Origin of the sequence: Sporosarcina jeotgali (assembly GCF_033304595.1) — a bacterium.
Taxonomy (GTDB): domain Bacteria; phylum Bacillota; class Bacilli; order Bacillales_A; family Planococcaceae; genus Sporosarcina; species Sporosarcina jeotgali.
The window spans coordinates 2,800,561-2,823,963 of sequence record NZ_CP116341.1; the positions used below are offsets into that span (position 1 = coordinate 2,800,561).

19 protein-coding genes are annotated in these 23,403 nt (G+C 44.3%); 6 read left to right on the forward strand and 13 right to left on the reverse strand.

The annotated features are described in order from the left end of the window. Positions 1 to 29: 29 nt before the first annotated feature. The 3 genes from PGH26_RS14155 to PGH26_RS14165 are packed head-to-tail and all read left to right on the forward strand — an operon-like array spanning position 30 to position 3,231. Positions 30 to 1,535 carry a phytoene desaturase family protein gene (locus tag PGH26_RS14155; protein ID WP_323691679.1) on the forward strand — a complete coding sequence of 502 codons (1,506 nt, stop codon included), beginning with the start codon at positions 30 to 32 and terminating at the stop codon, positions 1,533 to 1,535. 52 nt (positions 1,536 to 1,587) lie between these two features. Further along, positions 1,588 to 2,715, forward strand: a complete 1,128-nt coding sequence (locus PGH26_RS14160; protein ID WP_323691680.1) for a glycosyltransferase family 2 protein — start codon at positions 1,588 to 1,590, stop codon at positions 2,713 to 2,715. A 24-nt stretch (positions 2,716 to 2,739) separates the two neighbouring features. After that, on the forward strand, positions 2,740 to 3,231 hold the full coding sequence (locus PGH26_RS14165; protein WP_323691681.1) for a glycosyl-4,4'-diaponeurosporenoate acyltransferase CrtO family protein: 492 nt from the start codon (positions 2,740 to 2,742) through the stop codon (positions 3,229 to 3,231). Positions 3,232 to 3,281: 50 nt separating this feature from the next. Here the strand turns inward: PGH26_RS14165 and PGH26_RS14170 are convergent, their stop codons facing one another. The 7 genes from PGH26_RS14170 to PGH26_RS14200 all read right to left on the reverse strand — a co-directional run bounded on the left by PGH26_RS14170 (position 3,282) and on the right by PGH26_RS14200 (position 11,575). Next, positions 3,282 to 4,511 (reverse strand): MFS transporter, encoded by a 1,230-nt coding sequence (locus PGH26_RS14170; RefSeq protein ID WP_323691682.1) that lies wholly within the window; start codon positions 4,509 to 4,511, stop codon positions 3,282 to 3,284. A 94-nt stretch (positions 4,512 to 4,605) separates the two neighbouring features. Next, on the reverse strand, positions 4,606 to 6,552 hold the full coding sequence (locus tag PGH26_RS14175) for a FapA family protein (RefSeq protein WP_323691683.1): 1,947 nt from the start codon (positions 6,550 to 6,552) through the stop codon (positions 4,606 to 4,608). 206 nt (positions 6,553 to 6,758) lie between these two features. Next, positions 6,759 to 7,736, reverse strand: coding sequence for a siderophore ABC transporter substrate-binding protein (locus PGH26_RS14180; protein ID WP_323691684.1), 978 nt, complete (start codon positions 7,734 to 7,736; stop codon positions 6,759 to 6,761). Between the two features lie 22 nt (positions 7,737 to 7,758). Beyond that, entirely contained in the window at positions 7,759 to 8,520 is a 762-nt protein-coding gene (locus PGH26_RS14185; RefSeq protein ID WP_323691685.1) for an iron ABC transporter ATP-binding protein, read from the reverse strand. Continuing rightward, complete coding sequence (locus PGH26_RS14190) at positions 8,517 to 9,467, reverse strand: iron chelate uptake ABC transporter family permease subunit (RefSeq protein WP_323691686.1); 951 nt, start codon at positions 9,465 to 9,467, stop codon at positions 8,517 to 8,519. The genes PGH26_RS14185 and PGH26_RS14190 overlap by 4 nt, the downstream gene beginning before the upstream one ends. Then, positions 9,460 to 10,410 carry an ABC transporter permease gene (locus PGH26_RS14195; protein ID WP_323691687.1) on the reverse strand — a complete coding sequence of 317 codons (951 nt, stop codon included), beginning with the start codon at positions 10,408 to 10,410 and terminating at the stop codon, positions 9,460 to 9,462. The genes PGH26_RS14190 and PGH26_RS14195 overlap by 8 nt, the downstream gene beginning before the upstream one ends. A 262-nt stretch (positions 10,411 to 10,672) precedes the next feature. Then, positions 10,673 to 11,575 carry a DUF6612 family protein gene (locus PGH26_RS14200; RefSeq protein ID WP_323691688.1) on the reverse strand — a complete coding sequence of 301 codons (903 nt, stop codon included), beginning with the start codon at positions 11,573 to 11,575 and terminating at the stop codon, positions 10,673 to 10,675. Between the two features lie 219 nt (positions 11,576 to 11,794). Between PGH26_RS14200 and PGH26_RS14205 the strand changes: the two genes are divergently transcribed. Beyond that, positions 11,795 to 13,513, forward strand: a complete 1,719-nt coding sequence (locus PGH26_RS14205; RefSeq protein WP_323691689.1) for an ABC transporter ATP-binding protein — start codon at positions 11,795 to 11,797, stop codon at positions 13,511 to 13,513. Positions 13,514 to 13,539: 26 nt separating this feature from the next. Here the strand turns inward: PGH26_RS14205 and PGH26_RS14210 are convergent, their stop codons facing one another. The 4 genes from PGH26_RS14210 to putP form a co-directional block, all read right to left on the reverse strand. Further along, positions 13,540 to 15,252, reverse strand: a complete 1,713-nt coding sequence (locus tag PGH26_RS14210; RefSeq protein WP_323691690.1) for an IS1182 family transposase — start codon at positions 15,250 to 15,252, stop codon at positions 13,540 to 13,542. Between the two features lie 159 nt (positions 15,253 to 15,411). Further along, positions 15,412 to 16,686, reverse strand: coding sequence for a GTPase HflX (hflX, locus tag PGH26_RS14215; RefSeq protein ID WP_431312548.1), 1,275 nt, complete (start codon positions 16,684 to 16,686; stop codon positions 15,412 to 15,414). Positions 16,687 to 16,725: 39 nt separating this feature from the next. Further along, the gene (locus PGH26_RS14220) at positions 16,726 to 17,412 is read right to left on the reverse strand and encodes a VOC family protein (RefSeq protein WP_323691692.1); all 687 of its coding nucleotides are present in this window, start codon (positions 17,410 to 17,412) and stop codon (positions 16,726 to 16,728) included. Positions 17,413 to 17,502: 90 nt separating this feature from the next. Then, on the reverse strand, positions 17,503 to 18,987 hold the full coding sequence (gene putP / locus PGH26_RS14225; protein WP_323691693.1) for a sodium/proline symporter PutP: 1,485 nt from the start codon (positions 18,985 to 18,987) through the stop codon (positions 17,503 to 17,505). A gap of 160 nt (positions 18,988 to 19,147) precedes the next feature. Between putP and PGH26_RS14230 the strand changes: the two genes are divergently transcribed. Next, positions 19,148 to 19,618: a nucleoside deaminase gene (locus PGH26_RS14230; RefSeq protein ID WP_323691694.1), complete on the forward strand. Its 471-nt coding sequence runs from the start codon at positions 19,148 to 19,150 to the stop codon at positions 19,616 to 19,618. A gap of 22 nt (positions 19,619 to 19,640) precedes the next feature. Further along, a complete protein-coding gene (locus tag PGH26_RS14235) occupies positions 19,641 to 20,006 on the forward strand; it encodes a DUF2188 domain-containing protein (RefSeq protein WP_323691695.1) in 366 nt (121 codons plus the stop codon). 34 nt (positions 20,007 to 20,040) lie between these two features. Here PGH26_RS14235 and PGH26_RS14240 read toward each other — a convergent pair whose 3' ends face one another. After that, positions 20,041 to 21,678, reverse strand: coding sequence for an AMP-binding protein (locus PGH26_RS14240; protein ID WP_323691696.1), 1,638 nt, complete (start codon positions 21,676 to 21,678; stop codon positions 20,041 to 20,043). Positions 21,679 to 21,828: 150 nt separating this feature from the next. Further along, positions 21,829 to 23,388: an FMN-binding glutamate synthase family protein gene (locus PGH26_RS14245; protein WP_323691697.1), complete on the reverse strand. Its 1,560-nt coding sequence runs from the start codon at positions 23,386 to 23,388 to the stop codon at positions 21,829 to 21,831. Between the last annotated feature and the right edge of the window lie 15 nt (positions 23,389 to 23,403).

The following is a 23,403-nucleotide window of genomic DNA, read 5'->3' on the forward strand; positions in this document are numbered from 1 at the left end:
AGAATTTTCGAAAGAAGGACGATGCGTGTATGATGAATGCTAACAAATCCGTAATCGTTATCGGGGGAGGACTTGGCGGATTGTCTGCTGCTATATCCCTCGCACAAAACGGTTACTCTGTTTCTTTATATGAAAAGAATACACATTTGGGCGGCAAATTAAATCGCCTCGAGCAAGACGGCTTTGGCTTTGATCTTGGGCCATCCATATTAACAATGCCGCATATTTTCGAGAAACTATTCCGCGGAAGCGGAAAACGGATGTCTGATTATGTTCCTATAACCCGGCTTAGCCGTGAATGGCGTTCTTTTTTTCCAGACGGTACAGTTTTAGATTTGTATGGGGACCTTCGTTTAATGGAACGCGGAAACCCTTCACTTACCCGTGACGATATAAAAGAATATTATTCGTTTTTAAAGTATGCAAAGCGTCTCTACGATACAACTGAACATGGGTACTTTGCTGAAGGTCTGGATACAACGAAAGAAGTCCTTGCACATCACGGCTTAATTTCGTCCTTAAAAGGATTCGACCTAACCTCTACGATGTATGAAGCGATTTCAAAACGAATTAGTGACCCGCATTTACGTGATATGCTTTCGTATTTCATCAAATACGTCGGATCTTCTCCCTACGAAGCCCCGGCAGTTCTTAATATGATGATTTATATGCAGCATGTTCAAGGCTGCTGGTATGTCCCTGGCGGTATGCATAAATTGGCGGAAGGTTTAACAAAACTTGCTGCTGAGACTGGAGTTCAATTACATACGGGGATGGGTGTTGTACATGCACGAACAGATAAAAACAGAAAAATAACAGGGGTTGAACTGGACGACGGATCCTTGAAGACAGCTGATTATTACGTTTCAAATATGGAAGTCATCCCTTTTTATAAAAAGATGGTCGATACTGACAAAAAATTTGTTCGCAAGTTGGAAAAGAAATTTGAACCATCCAGTTCAGGTCTCGTCCTGCATCTCGGTGTGAGCAAGTCCTACCCTTGCTTAAATCATCACAACTTCTTCTTTTCGGATAATCTGCATGAACAGATGGATAAGGTTTTCAAACAACATGAGCTGCCGGATGATCCAACACTTTACGTTGTCAACACAAACAAAACCGATCCTTCCCAAGCACCTCCTGGGCACGAAAACTTAAAGATTTTGCCGCATATTCCTTATATACAAGACAATCCATTTACAGCAGATGACTATTTGAAGCTGGAAGCACGCGTCCTGGATAAGTTGGAACGGATGGGCTTGCATGGATTGCGGGAAAACATCGTGACACGAGATGTATGGACTCCCCACGATATCGAGCAGACTTATGGTTCTGATCGCGGAGCCATTTACGGGACCGTCTCTGATAAAAAGAAAAACAGCGGTTTTAAGCACAAAAAACAGAGTGAACTATACGACAATCTTTACTTTGTCGGAGGTACAGTAAATCCTGGCGGCGGTATGCCGATGGTGACGTTGAGCGGCCAACAGGTAAGCGACAAAATCGTAAGGCGTGATCGGCTCCGTCAAAAATGACGAAATTAGTGTCAGTTGAGCGGACTTCAGGATTCAGAGAGGGGAATTACACATGCTAGACGCAGTTTTTGCAGTTGCAGCGCTCATTTCAACAGTCGGACTAGCAAGCGGTCTGCTTATGTTTTGGCGATTGCCGGTTCCTTCTACTGAAGGTTCCCTTAAACAGCAACCCTCGTCTTTCATTTCCATTATTATCCCAGCCCGTAATGAAGAACAGCGGATCGTTCCATTACTAGAGTCTCTCTCCCGGCAACAAGGTGTTTTGTTTGAGACAATCGTGATTGATGATGATAGTGAAGATCGGACAAGCGAGGTTGCCCGGTCGTTCAATGCACTCGTTATCCGGAATACTGAACCCGAGGACGGCTGGATTGGTAAATCTGCCGCTTGCTGGGCAGGTGTTCAAGCCGCTAAAGGCGACATCCTTCTATTCCTGGATGCAGATACAGCATTTGACCGGTCTGACAGTTTGCTGCGTTGTGTCAATTCTTACGAGAAGATGGGCGGGACAGGGATTCTATCGCTTCAACCCTATCACCAAATGAAGCAAGTATATGAGAACGCCTCTGCGATCTTCAATATTATTGTCATGGCAGGCATGAACGTTTTCACGCCATTCGGCGAGCGGCTGAAAAGCGCCGGATCATTCGGACCTTGTATTCTGTGTGCCCGCGCTGATTATAAAGCTTCAGGCGGTCATGCGGCAATTCGCGGAGCTGTCATGGATGACTTGGCACTTGGGGAAGCATTCCAAGAACAAGGACTCCCGGTTCACTGCTATGGAGGACGCGGACTCATACATTTCCGCATGTATCCGGAAGGTTTCCATCAGTTGCTCGAAGGGTGGACAAAGAACTTTGGAACCGCTTCAAAATCTACCCATCCATTCGTGATGATGCTCGTGAACTTTTGGATTACTGGCGGATTTGCGGCTCCTGTATTTCTGGTACTCTCCAGCCTATTCGGTTCTATGCCTTGGATTTTGGCTGCCGGAATTCTTTACCTGCTAAATGTCTGTGAGATGGCTTGGCTGGCACGGAGGACCGGTAACTTCTCGTGGTGGATTTTACCGTTCTATCCCGTTTTATTGCTTTTCTTCACCGTTATTTTTTTGTACTCACTCTATCTGACCCATGTTCGCAAAACGGTTAAATGGCGCGGACGTGACGTACAAGTATAATCTGACTGTCGAGGTGATTCTGAAGTGCCTTTAATTGAATTGCCTATCGTTTGGGTCGTCTTGTTAGATGCTGTTGCATGGACTTTTTTTCATCTTTCAATTTCATTCTGCACCGTTCGAATCCCTTACAACTGGTTCGTTCATCATGAGCGACTATTTCAACCTTTCCGTTTTGAGCGGCGCGGTGAGCTGTGGCACCAGCTCTTTCGAGTGAAACGTTGGAAACAGCTAATTCCAGACGGTACGATGTTCATCAAAAATGGATATAACAAACAGTCCCTTCATGGAAATGATCCAGCATCTTTGGATGAATTCATCATCGAATCCAGAAGAGCTGAATTGACTCATTGGGTATCGATAATCCCCGCAGCTCTTTTCTTTCTCTGGAACCCTTTATGGGCAAGCTGGTTGAACGTTGCGTACGCGATTCTATTCAATGGACCGATTATTATTGCCCAACGGTATAATCGTCCGCGTCTTGAACGGCTGGTCTTTAGAAAACAAAACAAGCCTTAATGGGAAGTATTTTCCGATTAAGGCTTGTTTTTGCATTCTCAAATGATGGGTTATTCCAGTTCCATTTGTTTCGTTTCTGTACCTAAAAATACAACCGCAAGTACACCTATTAAAATAGCACCGCAGAAAATACCGAATATCAGACCAAATCCGTAACCAGCTGTCAGCATGGATCCCACTAATAGCGGACCGAAGATTCCACCGATACGGCCAATCCCTGCAGCCATTCCAGTCCCCGTCCCGCGGATTGACGTAGGATATTGTTCAGGTGAATATGCATATAGCGCGCCCCATGCACCTAAGTTAAAGAACGATAGCAGTGCACCAAACAATAGCAGCATTGCCAATGTATCTGCATTCCCAAATGCAAATGCACTTAACGCCGTCCCGATTAAGTAGGTTGAAAGGACAAACTTTCGTCCGGTTCGTTCAATCAGCCAGGCTGCTGAGAAATAGCCAGGCAGCTGAGCAAGTGTCATCAGCAGGACGTAGCCAAAAGTTTTGATCATCGCGAAGCCTTTAATGACCATAACGCTAGGTAACCATAAAAACATTCCATAATAAGAGAAAACGACTGTAAACCATACAATCCAAAGCATTAATGTGCGTCTTCTATAAGGCTTCGCCCACAGAGCCGCCATCTTTTCACCGATGGATTGTTTCTGGACACTGGCTTCTAGAAACTTCGGCGAGTCTGGTAAATTGCGCCGCAAATAAATTGCGTAAAATGCAGGTAATGCTGTGATGATCAGTGCCGCCCTCCAGCCAAGAGACGGAATGACGAAGTATGCGATTAATGCTGCGATAAGCCAGCCCGCTGCCCAGAAGCTCTCTAATAGGACAACGATTCGTCCTCTTTCCTTTGCTTCTACACTTTCTGAAACTAATGTAGAGGCGACCGGAAGCTCACCCCCGAGTCCAGCCCCCACGAAAAATCTTAGTATAAGAAATGCTGCAAGAGTCGTTGTAAGTGCAGATAAACCGCTTGCCACAGAGAATAATACGAGCGTCAGCATGAACACTTGTTTTCTTCCGATTCGATCAGCTAATAAGCCAAATCCAATCGCACCGAACATCATTCCTAATGAGTTAATGCTTCCAACCCAGCCAATTGCTGCAGGGGCCAGATTCCACTCCACTGCAATTGCTGCAATCACAAATGATAAAATTCCTACATCCATTGCGTCAAACATCCAGCCCGTTCCCGATATGACCAATAATTTATTACGGGAAATCGTCTTCTGAGGTTTCGAAGCCATACGCTCCATAGTATTTGCCATTGTCTTTTCTCCCATTCTATCCAAACTACTGTCATGACACATGTCATTATACAGTTATTTAAGGATGGGGTAAAGAACAATTTAGAGAACACCTTTATCGGACAATCAGCATTCCATCTTGCAATTTAGCCGTGACTCCGATGAGCGTTTCCGATAAATGATACGATTGGTCACCCACTATGAGCACCGTTCCTGAATATGCAATTCCGATAACAATGGATCCTTCTTCTTTTGTACGGACAATCGTTTGCCCGCCTCGTTTCGAACCGCATTCGCGAATGGATACATGACGGTCAGCAGCAAGCTCCCCGCCTCGGCAAACCCCTTCAGCCAGGAGATCCAATTGTGCATGGACATTGCATTGAGCAAGGCCATTCCCAGTGATTTCAACCGTTCCTGCACAATTCAAAGTACTGTTTACAGCATATGGAATACGCAAACGTCCAGTAGTTAGTGTTGCTTTCGGAAGATGGCGCGCTGTCATCTCTTGGGCTTTGGAAATCAGTCCTAGGAACTCTACTCCGTCTTTCACCCCTGGATTCATCGTATTTACAAAAATACTGTACAGCGTTGTTTGTAACTCACTCCAGTCAGGATCCGTGGCAATCGGCTCTCTGCGCTGGGTAAATGTTTGAAGCTGTTCCTGGAAAGAAGAGTACTTTTCTCCGAACCCGATCCGGAACAGTTTTTTTAGTTCTTGTCCATCTAACGCTGACAATTCCACCTCACGAAATGCTCCAATATCTTGGATGAACGACCCAAGCTTGCAGAGAATAGGAAGCAAGGTTTCCAATTCAGCTGCATACTTCGCATCCGTTGTTAGCTGTTGGCCCACTACAATCGTCGAAGAAGAAACGTGGCCATTTGCAAACACCGCTTTCTGCGCATACACCTCAGCCTTACGAACTTCTCCTCCTATTTCAACAGCACCTGTTACTTCTAGAAGACAGCCATGGCTAACACTTCCTTTGACCGTTACATCACCGTCAAAATGGATATTGCCGCTTGAAAAATTCACTTCTTCTATTTCTAAGGTGTCAGCGATATCGATAAAAACCCCATTATCCGTACGTTCTAAAACAAGATTTCCAGAACAACTTGCAAAGATATGGTTTCCTGTTTGCGTGACATTCTTACCAAGACGGATTGCAGCCGTTTGCCCGTCTTCCGCAATAATTTCATTTCCGAACACGTCTTCTCCGGATTGTCCGGGAATCGGAGGAAGAACAGCTGCCACTAGTTGACCGTTCTGAACCAGCTGAACCGATGTTTGTTCCCGGTAATTCACTTTCCCCTCATCTGCGAGTGTGCTGCCGTCTACATCGATTTGAACTTCAACATCTCCATCAAGTCCAGGTTTCGGAAAAGTTCCCCGTGCTACAATCGCTTCATAAGGTACTACCGTCTCACACGCTTCCCACAGCACTCGTTTGTCTAAAGGAGTGCTGATTCCCAATTGCGTACAGGCATCCCGAATCATTCGTTGGGAACAATCATTTACAACCTCATGTATTTCTTCAGCCACCACCGTCAAATTGCGCTCATACTTCGTGTCTTTTACAGTTCTTGTAACCTTTTTACCCGGAGAAACAGTTAACAGCGCAAGCGCTCCTTGTTCACGAACCGTGATGGATAACTGTGCACGTGTCAGCTCGTCAATCGTTCGGATGTGTACAATATCCGATTCCGTAATCTGGCGTCTTCCATCTAATTTCTCACCATTTACAATTATGGACACGCCATTGCCCGCTTCAATTGTCGGGTACGAGTTTGCAGATGTTTCGTGAATCTCAACATGTCCGTCACGAATCCGGACACCCGCTTGTCCTGATTCTTCTACTTGCAAATCCAAAGTAGGCGCATGATAGCGGACTGGAGTTACTGTCACTTCTGCAAATCTAGAAGTTCCTGTAAAACTGCTGGACTCCGCAGTTCTATTTACTTGGATATGCACATCTGATAAATCAAGGCATAAGATATTAAGTGCTGTCTCTACAGCTTGTTCAACCGACTTCCCTCGCACTGTAATCGCTTTTCCCATACCATTTCCCACTCTCTTCGTTCTTGTGCTTACGCTTAATCACAATTATCTTTTTATAAGTTTATCCGTGGATTGGAGCGGAAAGCGTCCGCCTGCAGCGCACATCAACACCGTTTAACCGTTGCTTAAAGTGTAGCATAGCGGAGACTCATTCGGCAGACACCAAAAGACCGATTCCACGTATGGAATCGGTCTTTTTCATAAAATTATAGTCCTGCTTCAACCTCTTTGATCATTTCTTTCATTGACTTCAATCCGCCGCCAGAAAGGTACCAGTATTCTCCGTCAAGATAAACAATCTTACCATTCTTGAAAGCATTTGTTTTCTTTACAAGATCATTTTCAATTGTCTTTTTAGCATTCGCGCCTTTACCAATTGCAGCATCGCGGTCAATTACGAACAGAATGTCCGGATTTGTTTCTAGAATATATTCAAATGTAATATTCTGTCCGTGTGTAGAAGCCTCAATTCCTTCATCCGCCGGTGTAAAACCAAATACATCGTGGATCAACCCAAAACGTGAGCTTGGCCCGTATGCACTTACTTTTCCTTCAGTCGCAAGCGTAATCAATGCTTTGCTGTCTGTTTCAGAAGCTTTTGTGTGAATGTCTTCAATTAGCTTATCTACATCAGCAAGTTCTGACTTCATTTCATCTTCTTTATCGAAGATTTGAGCGATGATGTCCATGTTCTTCTTAAACGAATCCATGTAGTTTGCAGTGTCGATTCCCATGTAGATAGTCGGTGCGATTTCTTCAAATTGATCGTACAAGTCTGCTTGACGGCCAGAGATGAAAATTACGTCCGGCTTCATCGCATGAAGTGCTTCAAAGTCAGGCTCTTTCAAGCTGCCTAGGTTTGTGTAATCGTCACCAGCATATTTCTCTAAGTATGCAGGCATCGTTGCCTGTGGCACACCGGCAACTTCAACACCTAATTCGTCTAATGTATCAAGCACACCGAAGTCGAATACTGCAACTGTTTTCGGAGTATCTTTCAATGTTGCTTCGCCAAGCTCATGCTTGAACGTCATTTCTTTTGTTTCTGCTGCTTCACTGCTTTCAGATGCATTGTCTGATCCTGAGTTGTTTGCTTCTGGTTTCTTTTCTTCATCTTTAGATCCGCATGCTGCTAGAACGAGCATCAATGCGAATGCCATAAATAGCACTGTAAGTTTTTTCATGACTATCTACCATCCTTTTGTTTTATGAGTTGAAGTACACACAGATGCGACAATTGTTCATCTGCTGGATCGGGATATCCATGTCATAGATTTCCCGAAGAGATTCTGAGTTTATAATATCGTTCGTCGGACCATCTTTGACGACGCGACCTTCTTTTAAAGCGACAATACGATCTGAGTAAACAGAAGCAAAGTTGATGTCGTGAAGAACGATGACAACTGTTTTGCCTAGTTCATCTACAAGGCGGCGTAAAATCTTCATAATTTGGACGGAGTGCTTCATGTCCAAGTTATTTAACGGTTCATCCAGTAAGATGTAATCTGTATCTTGCGCGATGACCATTGCGATGAACGCTCGCTGTCTTTGACCGCCCGACAGTTCTTCTAAGTACATGTCTTGCATACTCATTAAGTCCATATAGTCGAGTGCTTGGTTTACGATTTGAATGTCTTCAGCTTGCAGACGTCCTTTAGAGTGCGGGAAACGGCCGAACGATACGAGTTCACGGATTGTTAAACGAACGTTCATGAAGTTCGATTGTTTCAAAATGGACACTCTTTTAGAAAAGTCATTGGATTTCATCTTTTTAACGTTGGTGTTGTCGACGAGCACTTCACCTGTATCTGCATCCAGCAGCCGGCTTACCATGGACAAAAGCGTCGACTTGCCTGCCCCGTTCGGTCCGATGAAAGAAGTAATTTTACCGGGATGAATATCCACGCTCACTTTTTCAACGACTGCTTTATTCCCGTAGGCTTTTGTCAATTCTCGAACCTGGATCATGCAGATCGACTCTCCTTTAATAGTAAGTAGATGAAGTATGCTCCACCAACGAAGTTAATGATGACGCTTAGCGTTGTGGAGAAGGTGAACACTCTTTCAACAACCCATTGTCCGCCAACCAGCGCAATGATACTCATGACGGAAGCACCCGCGATTAAAATAGAGTGCTTATATGTTTTGAAAGACTGATAAGACAGATTGGCAACGATGAGCCCGAAAAATGTAATCGGACCAACGAGCGCTGTCGATACAGCAATCAGAACTGAAGATAGGATGAGCATCGTTTTAACGATACTATCGTGATTGACACCCAGGTTAATGGCTGTATCACGACCGAGTGACAGTACATCCAATTCGTTGAACTTCCGCCATCCAATGATAAGTGTAATAATCAGGATCCCCAGGGACCACCAGACAAGATCTCCATTAATGTTATTGAAGCTGGCAAAGGATTTGTCTTGCACCCGCAAAAACTCGTTCGGGTCTATCAGTACTTGCAAAAACGTCGAGATACTCTGGAAAAAGGTACCGACGATAATCCCAACGAGTAACAGAAAGTAGATAGGACGCTTTCCTGCTTTAAATAAGAACTGATAAAGCAGCAGGGCGAAGACGACCATTGCACCGACAGATAACACAAAGTTCACTTGCTTATTTACAATTGTGACGTGAGTTGACCCAAGGAAAAAGATCAGCACGGTTTGCAGCAAGATATACAGGGAATCGAGTCCCATAATACTAGGTGTCAAAATGCGGTTGTGCGTAATTGTTTGGAAGATAACTGTCGAATACGCAATCGCTACACCAGTTAATGCCATGGCAACGACTTTAATTCCACGTCGCGGCAACGCATAATCATAACTCCCATTCAATCCTTGGAACAAATACAGTCCGCAAAACACTAAAGCAGCAACAGCGAGTATAAGCAATTTTGTACGATTACGCATAGACTTTCCTCCTAAACAGCATATAGAGGAAGATTGCGCTGCCGATAACGCCTACCATTAAGCTAATTGAAATCTCATAAGGATAAATAATGACCCGTCCGAGAATGTCACACACGAGTAAAAAAATCGCGCCTAGCATAGCTGTATGCGGCAATGTTTTTTCCAAATTGTCTCCTTTAATAATGGAAACAATATTAGGGATGATGAGTCCTAGGAATGGAATAACACCGACAGTCAAAACAACAGTCGTCGTAATTAATGCGACTAGTATCAGCCCGATGTTCACAATCCTTCGATAAGCCAGCCCCAAATTTTTAGAGAAGTCCTCCCCCATTCCCGCTACCGTAAACCGGTTTGCATAGAAATAGGTAATGATGAGAACGGGGATACTTATGTATAACAATTCGTAACGGCCTTTCATAATGAGGGAGAAATCTCCCTGAAGCCAGGAGGACATGTTTTGAATCACATTTGCTTTGTAAGCAAAAAACGTAGTGATCGACGATAATATATTACCGAACATGAGACCTACAAGCGGGATGAAAATAGCATCTTTAAATTTAACTTGGTCTAAGATTTTCATGAACAGCAAGGTGCCGCCTAGCGCAAACGCAAATGCGACGAGCATTTTCTCGATGGTTGATGTATCCGTAAATAACAACATTGAAACGAGAATTCCAAGCTTAGCAGCATCCAAAGTACCCGCCGTTGTCGGGGATACGAATTTGTTGCGGCTGAGCTGCTGCATAATCAGACCCGTAATACTCATTCCTGCACCTGCAAGCAAAATCGCAAGTAATCGCGGCAGCCGGCTAATGAGAAAAATTTCGGTTTCCTCAGAGCGGAAGTCCAGCAGGTCTTTCGGTGAAATATGGCTCACTCCCACAAACAAAGAAAGCAGCGAGAGGAGAATTAGCGCAACCATCAAATAACGTTTCTTCATGAAGAACTCCGATATCTAGATATTTGCGGACTTGAGTTGTTTAAATGAAAACAATTATCAGTTAGCCGCAAATCCCATTATAGCAAACGCAAATTGGAAGTCAACAGATAACTGACAATGATTCTCACTTAATCTCGAACAAGGCGGGAATGGGTTTGTAATGAGAATGAGGAAAATACTAGGTGTCCCAAAAGAAAAATCAGACGCAAAAAAACAGGAAGGAGAATCAATTATATTCTCCCAGCCTGTTTTATCAGTACCCTTATTCTCCGACCTTATTTCCAGACATATCATATGCGTTGCTGCGCACTTCGTCTGGAATTACGACTTCCTTCAGCTCATTGACTTTGCTCATCTTAGCATTGATATTCTGGATGGTCACTGTTCGATAGCCGGCTATATCCATAATCGCGTCCAGTTTCATGTCAAACGAATTCGTATAGTACGTTTCTTTGTCCAAGTGAAGAGTGAGGTCAATCTTTTTCACCTCTATGTTTTCAAGCGCTTCCTCATCTCCCATTTCCTGACCGGCTACGGAAGTTTGGTCCATGAGTTCTTTTAAGAGTCCGCTGAATTTCTCCCCTGCAGCGGATAAGTTCAAAATATATTCATCACCTGATTCTTCAAGCGTAAACTCTTCCGTAAAGTCTTTGAACACTTCCAAGTCCATCATTGCATTGGAGCTGTCCATCCCTGCAAGCATTTCTTCTTGCATTTCAACCGGAACGAAAATCCAATCACCCTCCATATCTGGTGTCTGAAGGTATAGTTCATCCCCCGATCCATACATTTCAAGATCCATGTTTTCCTCTGCATCTCCAACCATCTCCATTTTCTGATGAAGAGACATCGGCTCTGTTACCATATCCATCGTTATTGAAATAGTATTCTTCATGCTCATTGGTTCTTCATCGGTGGTCTTCAAATTTTGTTCGATTGCAAAATCTGCATGCATGCTTTTAATTGATTCAGCGGCTTCTAAAGACTTTTGATAAACTTCTTGAGCAGTGAGTTCATTTTTTTCAACTTCCTGACCCGTTTCTTTCCCCTTACTAGCCGTATCTGTATGTGCATCCGCTTTTACATTTGGCTCTTCTGCTGATCCACACGCACCAAGTGCGAGAACGAGCAAGCCCGCTGCAATTCCTTTTGTCCATTTTTTCATGAAATCTTCTCCTTTATTAGAAACTATATTACATATTAGTCTACGACAGTAACTGCGTTCAGTTTCAGAATTTTTTTAAAAGTCCTTAAAATCCTCCTTTTCATCCATACCCTATATTCCCAACAAAAGTCCCGGGTGGAAGAATATTCGGAGAGTTATGTCGAACTTTTCTATTAAACCATGTATACTAGCTCTAAAATTGCAAAAAGGACGGATATCATGCTGAAACAGTTTTTCTCCTATTACAAACCGCACAAAAGACTTTTTATAATCGATTTCTCGAGTGCTGTATTTGTCGCGCTGCTTGAACTGGCATTCCCTCTCGCCGTTCAAGGATTCATTGACATACTCTTGCCTGATCGTGATTGGGGCTTGATTACTACAATTGGTATTTTGCTGCTCGTCATCTATCTATTCAGCACATTCCTTCAATACATTGTCAGCTACCTTGGACACAAATTGGGCATTAATATTGAAACCGATATGCGCGAAAAACTGTTCAACCATGTTCAAAAGCAGTCGTTCCGATTCTTTGATAATACCAAAACGGGACATATTATGACGCGGATCACAACAGATCTCTTCGACATTGGAGAGCTTGCCCATCACGGACCCGAAGACGCGTTCATCGCAATCATGACCATCATAGGTGCGTTCATCCTCATGTACTCCATCAATCCAGAACTGGCTCTCATTGCAATTGTTATGGTGCCTTTCCTGATTGTCTTAGTCGCTTTCTGCAACAAAGCTATGAATTCAGCCTGGCTTAATATGTATGGGAAAATTGCAGAAGTGAACGGGCGTGTAGAAGACTCAGTATCAGGCTCAAGAGTTGTAAAGTCATTTACAAACGAAAGTTTTGAATTAGCTCGTTTCCAAAAAGACAACGGCAACTTCCGGATTGCCAAATTAGTCGCATATAACGTAATGGCTTGGACGACTTCTTCCATTTACATGATGACACGGCTTGTCACTCTCGTTATTTTGGTGGTGGGTGCGTGGTTTACAATCCAGGAGAAACTAACTATTGGAGAATTGGTCAGCTTCATTCTATTCGTCAATATCCTCATTAAACCCGTAGATAAAATCAGCGCATTGCTGGAGCTCTATCCGAAAGGGATGGCTGGATTCAGCCGGTTCCAGGACTTGCTGAACCAAGATCCGGAAATCATCGATATCCCTGACGCGATAGACGTCGCACACTTAAACGGAGATATCACATTATCGAATGTCACATTTGGTTATGATGGCGGAAAGCCTGTGCTTAACAACCTGAGCTTGTCGATACAATCTGGACAAACTATTGCGTTTGTCGGACCCTCCGGCGCTGGGAAGACTACGATTTGTTCATTGATCCCGCGGTTTTACGATGTGAATGAAGGACAGATTACAATCGACGGAATGGATATCCGCAATATGAGTCAGCGTTCGCTGCGCCGTCAAATCGGGATCGTCCAACAAGACGTTTTCCTCTTTACCGGCACCGTCAAAGAAAACATTGCGTACGGTGATTTAAATGCTCCGGACGAAGCAATCTATGAAGCTGCGAAGCGTGCCCACTTAGAAGAATTCATCTCCAATCTCCCTGATGGTTATGAAACGCAGATTGGTGAACGCGGGTTGAAATTGTCCGGCGGCCAAAAACAGCGTCTCGCAATTGCGCGTATGTTCTTAAAAAATCCTCCGATTCTTATTTTGGATGAAGCAACTTCCGCCCTCGATACAGAAACCGAGCGCATTATCCAAGAATCTCTTACAGAGCTTTCTGAGAACCGAACGACACTCGTCATCGCTCACAGACTTGCGACAATTCGCGATGCAGACCGTGTCGTTGTTGTCACACCTGAAGGGATTGCAGAAGATGGCGGGTACGCTGAACTCGTTGCTCAGAACGGAATCTTCTCAAAATTACACGCAAATCAGTTTCAGCAGGTTTAAGAAATCGGGAAGCGGGCATACTACTACTATCCCACCCCCTTTCTCTTATAAAAAAAGAACGAGGCTGGGACACAACCAGTCAGATTGAAGCAAAAAAAGCGAGTGTTCACCGATTTTTGGTGAGCACTCGCTTTTTTTCTCGTATTCTTTCCGTTTTCTGATGCCTGAATGTTGTTTATGGCCGTGTATTTCCTCAAATTCACGGCCATGAATGCGAAGCCCAGTTCATTTTTCACCTTATCATTTCCCCGCACAGAGAAACGAGTGAACGCCAAATTCGCCTTCAGAAATCCAAAAACTGGTTCTACGTCGATTTTCCGTTGACCGTAGAGTGAACCTGTTTTCTCTTCTGAAAGCTTCGCTCGAATGATTGTTTTATGCATTTCCCATTTTTCATTGATATACAATTTCCGGTTGTTGCCTTCCTGCGCTTTCGTACAAAGGGAGCGCAATGGGCAATCGGAACAATCGTCGCATTCATACGCTTTGTATTCGCGTGTGAATCCGTATTTGTCGGTTCGTTTTGAAAAATGGCTAAATCCTAGCCTGCGGCCATTCGGACAAGTGTAGGAATCCGCTTCCTCATCATAAGCCCAGTTCATTGTGTTGAACGGATCTTCTTTGTATTTCTTTGTCTTTTCCTTCCGATACTGATTATAGGTGATCAATGGTGTACGCTTTCTGTTTTCAAGGATATCTCCATAGTTCTGTTCACTGCCATAACCAGCATCTGCGACTATGTACTCCGGCAGCTCGAAATAGTCTTTCTCGATGAGATTAAGAAACGGGATGAGTGTTCGTGTATCCGTTGGGTTTGGGTAGATATCGTAAGCAAGCGCATACTGTCCTTCGGTTGCCACTTGCACATTGTAGCCTGCCTTGAGCTGGCCATTACTCATATGATCCTCCTTCATCCTCATGAAGGTGGCGTCATGATCCGTCTTGGAATAGCTGTTACGGTCTCCAAAAATCGCCATGTCGATCCGGTATTTCTCTTTGCGTTGTAAAAAATCCTGGAACTTTTTTCGATACTGTTTTGGTTCCTTGCGTTGCGACCGCAGCTCTTTTCGAACTTCTGTATCGTCGCTTTCTTCAATTTTTTCATCGTAGGTCTGTACCGTATCTTCCAGCTTGTTGAGGATGTTGGACAGTTCGTTCGTGGTAAGCTCGTCCGAACTTTCTCGTTCGATCTCCGGTATGATGTTCTTTTCCAAAAGCTCCTCATACATCTGATTCGATTTTTCGACCAGGCTCGCACTGTATCTTTCAACGGCTTTACGCCAGACGAAGGTGTACTTGTTAGCATTGGCTTCGAGTTTAGTCCCGTCTATGAAGATGGCTTCTTCTTCGATTTGCTTTTCTTCTACGAGTCGGCAGCGGAATTGTACAAAGCATTGGCGAAGAAGCTCTTTCACTTCGGGGTGGACCCGGAAGCGATTGATCGTACGATAGGTTGGTTCATATCCCTGAGCCAGCCACATCATCCGGACACTGTCTTTCAAAAGCCCTTCAATCTTTCTGCCAGAAAACACGGACTGGGTGTAAGCGCAGAGCAAAATCTTCATCATCATGCGCGGATGATAGGCAGGGCAGCCGGTTTCACGCAAAAAGCCTGTGAAGGCTTCTCCGGGGATCGACTCCACGAGCTCATTCACAGCGTAGGCAATATCATCTTTCTGTAGCTTCATTTCCATATCGAGCGGCAAAATTAGTTGATTCATGTTATACTCTTTAAACATAGGAAGACCTCCTTAAATGGTTTGTGGTGAATCTATTTTAACAGAGTGTCTTCCTATTTTCCTTTCTAAAATACCAAAAGAACGAATCCCTAGGATAATTCCTTAGGATTCGTTCTTTTTTAATTTACTGAGTTTTGTCCCAGCCTCGTTCTTTTCTGTTCAATGGCTGACGATGAATTCCTCAAGTTTCTTTCGCTCACGTTCGTCCATCTCCACAACCATCAAAGTGCCCTCTTCTTCATACTCTGTCGACTTCACATAGGTCTCTTCATTTAAATAAGATACCAAATCTCCACGGTCAAATGGAATGAGGAGTTTACACGTAATATGTTTTTGATAGACTTTGTGCTCGATCAACGTCACTAATTCATCAATTCCTGCACCAGTCTTCGCTGAAAGCCAAATCTGGTCATCTTGTACGCGTGGGAACTCCACGTCATTTGCTAAATCCGATTTGTTATAGACATACATCGTCGGGATGTCTTCCACACCAACTTCTTGAAGTGTCTTGTTCGTGATGTCAATCATATGACGGTACTCTGGATTTGAAACATCTACCACGTGCAATAGCAAATCTGCTTCACGGGCTTCCTCCAATGTAGAACGGAAGGCTTTTACGAGATGGTGAGGCAGCTTTGCCACAAACCCAACTGTATCGGTCAGGATGAATGGTTTCCGATCTATCAGCGTTACGCTTCTTACTGATGTGTCCAGTGTTGCAAATAACATGTCCTTCTCCATCACAGTTTTCGCTTCGTTTCCATCCGCTTCAGAAAGAATTCTGTTCATCAACGTGGATTTCCCGGCATTCGTGTAGCCAACGATTGAAACGACAGGTGTTCCGCTGCGTTTCCGCTGTTTCCGCTGGACATCCCGCTGTTGCTTCATACCTTCTAGTTCTCTTCTCAACTTCGCAATCTGTTCTTCAATTTTACGGCGATCAAGCTCTAATTTAGTCTCACCCGCACCTTTGTTTTGGAAGCCTCCGCCAGTGCCCCCGCCTTGCCGGCCGAGTGATGCTCGCAAGCCTACAAGTCTTGGCAATGTATATTGCAATTCTGCAAGCTCGACTTGCATACGCGCTTCGTGGGTTCTCGCTCTTCTCGCAAATATATCGAGGATGAGCATTGTCCGGTCTATGATCTTTACTTCCAGGTCACGCTCCAAGTTCCGTAACTGCGAAGGAGACAGCTCATCATTAAAAATGATTAAGTTTGCCCCGGCTTCATCTGCAAACAAACGCACTTCATCAATTTTTCCTTTACCGATATAGCCTGTCGGGTGCTTCCGCTCCAACTTTTGGACAACACTTCCAACAACCTTCACCCCTACAGCCGCTGCAAGATTGCCAAGTTCCTCTAACTCGTATTCAAAATGGTCATCGTTTTGCTCTTCTACCCCAACGAGTATGGCGATTTCTTTTAGTTGTTCCATTTCATCCATTCAAACACCTTCTTCCACTCATTTACCTTACTATTCAGCTTGCCCCGTCTTAACCGCAAGCATACGATTTCGTTCCCCGGGATTTTCCATGAAACGAAACCGGACATCATTTAATTTCAGACTATCTGTATTTTCAGGCGTGATACCAAGAATCGTGCACCATCGTTCAAGTGTCCGCTCAACGTCATTCGTTACTAGCACGCATTCCTCGATTCGCTCTGCATTCCTGTCATCCGTGATCGCACCTTCTGCACGCAATGAATCGCGTCTAGTTTCTTCACTTTCTTCCCATTGAATGAAAAACGGTGCCGGAAGATCTGTAAAATCCTCCTCAAGAATAAATAACATCTTCCACTTTTTCAGGTTGCCTGATGAGGTAAGTCGAGATGCGTCAAGCACGCCAGACGTCTTCATGTTCATGTCCAGAAGTCTGTCATTTAGCGCTAGTATATCATCTGTAGAAACACATAATGTGCCCCATCCTTCTCCAAATGTTGATAAGTCGTATTTCAACAGTTCGACTAACGGATGAGAGGAGGATTTAGCTTTATCTGCGTTTTCAATTGCCAGCCATTCCAGGTAAGCATTTTGCATGTATAGCAGCGCATTGTACGTACCCCATTGCTCGTGTCTCCCGCCAACAATTGCCCCTGGATTTTGTGAAGCCACTGCTTCAGGAGTGCGTTCTGTAAACCACACGACATGATCGAGTTTCATAACGAATTCCCCCTTTACTAGTATCATACCGTAAGAGCAGTAAGAAACCATGTAAAAAGCCGCCCACGTTAAATGGACGGCTTTCTAAAATCAGCTATCGCGTTTCAACAGGTCCAATGACTCTGTAAATTCGCGTTCGATTTCTTTGTTTTCTTTATACGTTGCAAGACTTACAAAGTACGTAACAAGCAGACAAACGATGAATCCAGGAATGATTTCATATAATGTGCCCGTAAGTGCTGGAACGTTGCCCCATACACCTACAACAATCGCACCCGCAACCATTCCGAACAATGCACCTTTAGCTGTCAGTTTACGCCAGTACAATGATAAGAGAATAATCGGACCGAATGCTCCGCCGAAACCAGCCCAGGCGAATGATACAAGTTTCAAGATGGACTCATTGTTAGGCCAAGCCAGCACCATTGCAATGAGGGAGACGACAAGTACCGCCATACGGCCAAGGAATACGTATTGCTTATCCGAAGCGTCTGTTTTATAGATCGCTTTATATAAATCTTCGATCAATGCAGAAGACGTTACAATCAGCTGAGAAGAAATTGTACTCATGACAGCCGCTAAAACTGCTGCAAGCATGATTCCTGCAATGAATGGATGGAAAATAATCTGCCCCAGTGCAATGAAGATTGTTTCTGAGTCTACTAACTCTGCTCCAGGATTCTGCTGATAGTAGGCAATCCCGACGAGCGCTGTTGCGACTGCGCCGAGCAAGCTTAAAATCATCCAGCTAATCCCGATGCGGCGGGCACTTTTTGTTTCTTTCACTGATTTAATCGCCATGAAACGCACGATAATGTGCGGTTGACCGAAATATCCGAGACCCCATGCAACCGATGATATGACACCAAGAACAGTGGCTCCTTTAACAAGACTGAGCATATCCGGATTTACTGCACGGATTGACTCAGCAGTTTCAGGAATTCCACCTGTTACAAACACAGCGACTACAGGAACTAGAATAAGTGCCAGGAACATGATCAAGCCTTGTACGAAGTCCGTATAACTTACAGCAAGGAATCCTCCGAACAATGTGTATCCTACAACAACGACAGATACTATAATCAGTCCAACGTGATAATCCAATCCGAATGAGCTGAGGAAGAACTTACCGCCTGCAACCATTCCAGAAGATACGTAAAATGTAAAGAAGATTAGAATAATTAGTCCAGATGCAATTCTCAATAGTCTCGATTTATCTTTCAATCGGTTTTCAAGAAAACTTGGAATCGTGATTGAATCATTTGTTACTTGGGTATATACCCGTAGACGAGGCGCTACAAAGTACCAGTTCAGATACGCTCCGGTAGTTAAACCGATTGCAATCCAAATCTCTGGCAGACCTTTGTCAAAGATTGCACCCGGCAATCCAAGCAGCAGCCAGCCTGACATATCTGCAGCTCCGGCACTGAGTGCTGTAACTGCTGGTCCAAGTGAGCGTCCACCCAGCATGTAATCTGTTAAGTTAGATGTACGGCGGAACGCGTACCACCCTATGAACACCATGGCCGCCATATAAAGTATAATAGAAATCAGTTTGTAAACATCAGCTGACATAGTTTAATCCCCCTTTAATTTGTTCTCTATAACCGCAAACGCTTTCATTAATATACGCGAGCCCGGTCAAATTCATTATAGGCAAGTTCGGTGTATTACGCCATACCTATTTTCGATTTATTTCCCGGGAAATAGCTACTATTCGACAGGAGGAATTGATTTGGATCACGAGAGGTTTTTAAATGATGCGATTCGACTAGCAACAGATAGTGTCTTACAAGGAGGAGGGCCCTATGGCGCCGTCATTGTGCGCGACGGAGAAATCATTGCGAGCGGGGTCAATTCTGTAGAGACAGACCACGACCCGTCAGCCCATGCGGAATTGGCTGCAATTCGAGAAGCGTGTCGAACTTTGGCTTCTACAGACCTATCGGACACCATTCTATATGCAAGCGGTGAGCCGTGTCCGATGTGTTTAGCGGCTTCTTACCAGGCACGCGTTGGAGAAATCTACTACGCTTGCAGCAAAAAAGAAGCGATGGAAGTTCTGCCAAAGCCTGATAAAACAGAGCACTTTTACAGTGACCAGGAAAAACCTGGTGCCATGCGGGATGTTCCCTTCATCCGTATTGAAACCAGACATAAGCTGGAACCCTTTATTACTGCTGCCAATCAGCAAACCCGTAAGTAAAACTGCAGAGGAGGATGTACACATGCCTTGGACAAAAAATGATTATCCGGATTCTTATAAAAACCTAGATGCGGATGTCCGCAGTAAAGCGATTGAAATTGCAAACGCCTTACTGCGAGAAGGTTATGAGGATGGCCGTGCAATTTCCATCGGGCTTTCCCAAGCCAGGGAATCGATTGAAGGCAACGCAGAAGACCGTCCGCACTTTGAAGTCCGCAAACGCGAAGATGACTGGGCTTTCAGTAAAAAAAACGCTTCATCTATTATTTATAAAGAAGAAACGAAGAGCGCCCTTCTTGATAAAGCAAAGCCATACACAACAGAGCATGATGGAGTGTTGACCATTTATCATGAAGACGGAACAAAAGAACAAACCCTTTATGAATGATTAAGACGCATGCCCAATTTGGACATGCGTCTTTTTAAGAATGGATCGCTTTTTCTTCAGACATTTCGCGCAGCTTGAACTTCTGAATTTTTCCTGAAGCGGTCATTGGATACTCATTCGTAAATTCAATGTAACGGGGTATTTTGTGGTGTGAGATAGCTCCCTTACAGAATGCTCGGATTTCGTCCTCATCCAATTTCGCTCCTTCTTTCGGGATGACCCACGCCATGAGCTCTTCTCCGTACCGCTCGTCTGGCACTCCTACAACTTGAACGTCAGAAACCCCGGGATAGGTGTACAAAAACTCTTCCACTTCACGAGGATAAATATTTTCTCCGCCGCGAATGACCATGTCTTTCATACGGCCGGTGATATCCAGATATCCATCTTCGTCCAGTCTCGCAATATCCCCCGTATGCAGCCAGCCTTCTGAGTCAATCGCTTCACGCGTTGCTTCAGGGTTATTATAATAGCCTTTCATGACATGATACCCTCGTGTACAAAGTTCCCCTGAATCTCCAATCGGAAGTTCATCGCCAGTTGCAGGATCTATAATTTTCACTTCTACATGAGGATGCGGTTTACCGACAGTAGACACCCGCTTTTCAATCGGATCATCTGTCTTCGTTTGAGAAATGACAGGTGAAGCCTCTGTCAATCCATAACAGATCGTAATTTCAGCCGCTCCCATTTCCTCAATCACTTGCTTCATCACTTCAATCGGACACGTAGATCCTGCCATAATCCCCGTTCGCAAGTTGGAAGTGTCATAGGTTTTGAAATCAGGATGATTCAATTCCGCGATGAACATTGTTGGGACGCCGTGCAATGCTGTACATTTCTCATCCTGAACTGCACGCAGCACGCCAGCAGCATCGAATTGCTCAACAATGACCATTGTCGCCCCATGCGTAACCGCTGCAAGCGTCCCTAAGACGCAACCGAAACAATGGAAGAATGGAACTGGAATGCATAACCGGTCGTTCTCCGTTAACTTCATCGTCTCTGCAATCATATTTCCATTATTGACAACGTTATTGTGAGTGAGCATGACCCCTTTAGGAAAACCTGTCGTTCCAGAGGTGTACTGGATATTAATCACATCGTCTGGATGCAGCGTTTGCTTGCGCTGCTCCAGCTCTTCATCCAATACCATTTCTGCGTGCTTCAGAAATTCAGACCAATTATAAATGCCCGCTTCATTTTTCTCGGTCATCAAAATCACACGTTTTAAATTAGGCAGCGCCGGACAATGGATATGCCCGCCATCACTTTCCCGTTGGGATGGACAAATGGAACGTAAAATTTCCAGATAACTAGTACCTTTAAATCCCTCGTCCAAAATGAGAGTAGTCGCTTCAGACTGCTGCAGTAAATACTTCAACTCTGCTGCCTGATAATTCGTATTGACCGTAACTAGAACAGCGCCCATTTTACCGGTCGCAAATTGACTCAGTAACCATTGTGGTTTGTTATCTGACCAAATCGCAACGTGTTCTCCTTTTTGAATTCCAATTCCCATAAATGCTTTTGCCAGGTGATCCGTTTCTTTGTCGAATTCGGCGTACGTTTTTCTTAAGTGTCTTTCCGGATACACATACGCTTCGTTTTCCGGGTGTTGAATTGCTTGCACACATAAAATTTCTCCGACTGTTTTGTTCATCAGCTCCATTTCTCCATCCCCCTATCTAATTCTAAGTTCCTTCTATACTATCACATTTTTCTGATTGAAATGAATAATTATTAAATTTAAAAAACTATTTTTTCGACAAAAAGCAAGCAAGGGATGACTCCCCTTGCTTGCACACTCTTGCTGCTGGAGTTACTCAATCGGAGTAACTCTTCCGCGTTCGTCTTTATAAAATACATGATGTCTTTCTAACTTCGTGGGCGAATCCAGTCCTGCTGCTGCGGCGATTCTGAATAACCCCTCACGCATGGTTAAAATATAATTGGTGACTCGATACTTTTTCTCTTCAACGACCAGACCGCGCTGTAAGTGAGGATCCGTCGTAGCTACACCTGCCGGACATTCATTGGTATGACAGCGCTGCGCCATAATACAACCGACCGAAATCATGAACCCGCGGGCAATTTGAACGAGATCTGCACCCATTGCAAGCGCAATCGCTGCTTTGTCTGGTGTGGTCATCTTTCCTGAAGCAATAATTTTCACTCGATCCCGTACTTCATACTTTCTTAAGGCATCGTCAAGAATGATTAAAGCAGACCGAATCGGAAGGCCCACTGAATCTGCTAAATCCTGATACGTCGCACCCGATCCGCCCTCTGATCCATCTACGGAGACAAAGTCCGGTCCCATACCCGTCTCTTTCATAAAAGATGCCAATTCTTCTGCATCAGAGATTCCGCCAATAACAATTTTAATGCCCACAGGTTTTCCTGAGTGGCTCCGAATTTGTTCGATAAATGAAAACATTGATGGAAAGTCATCAAACTGATGGAAACGGTTCGGACTATTAATCGTCTTAAATGGGGTCACATTACGAATCATGGCAATCTCTTCCGTCACTTTGGAACCTTCAACGTGCCCCCCGCGCATTTTAGCGCCTTGTGCCAGTTTCAGTTCAAATGCACGGACTTTTGGATTTTCCGCCTTCTCTGTCAGCAGGTTCCAATCGAATTCACCCTCACTTGTGCGGAATCCAAACAATCCGGAACCGATCTGTGCGATAATATCCGCATCTCCAGCTAAATGGTGGGGAGATAAGCCGCCCTCTCCTGTATTCATCCACGCACCCGTTGCCATACCAATTCCCTTGGAAAGCGCCGTAATTGCATTCTCACCAAGTGCTCCATAACTCATGGCTGATTGCCCAAGCAAGCTGTGGACACGAAAAGGATGCTTACAGTCCGGTCCGATGACAACTGCATCTTCATCAGGCAGCAGCCATGGGTCTGCCGCTACTTCTTCACGGTGTTCTCTGCGTGAGAATAACCCTTCTCCATCTACTATATAACGCATTGAATCGACTTTACGCTGGTTATCAACGCGCATTTCTTCGTTCTGTTTCGTAAACATCGAATTCCGCAAATAATAACCAGGCGCGTCAAAATCACGTTTTGAACCGAATCCGATAACGCTTTTTAAGTATTTTCCCGGTAAAACCATATGCAAATAATCTTCCCGGCTGAACGGTTTACCATCGTTATCGTTATCAAATAAATACTGTCTGAATTCCGGTCCCACTTTTTCAATCATATAGCGAATCCTGCCGAGTATAGGATAATTCCGCAAAATAGCATGCTGTTTCTGCTTTCGATCAAATAGGTATACATATAAAATAGCTAAAATTGGAATGACAATTACTGCAGAAATGATCAGCATGGTGGTGAGCGACAGTTCTTCTAAAAAACTCATAAGCTCCACTCCTTT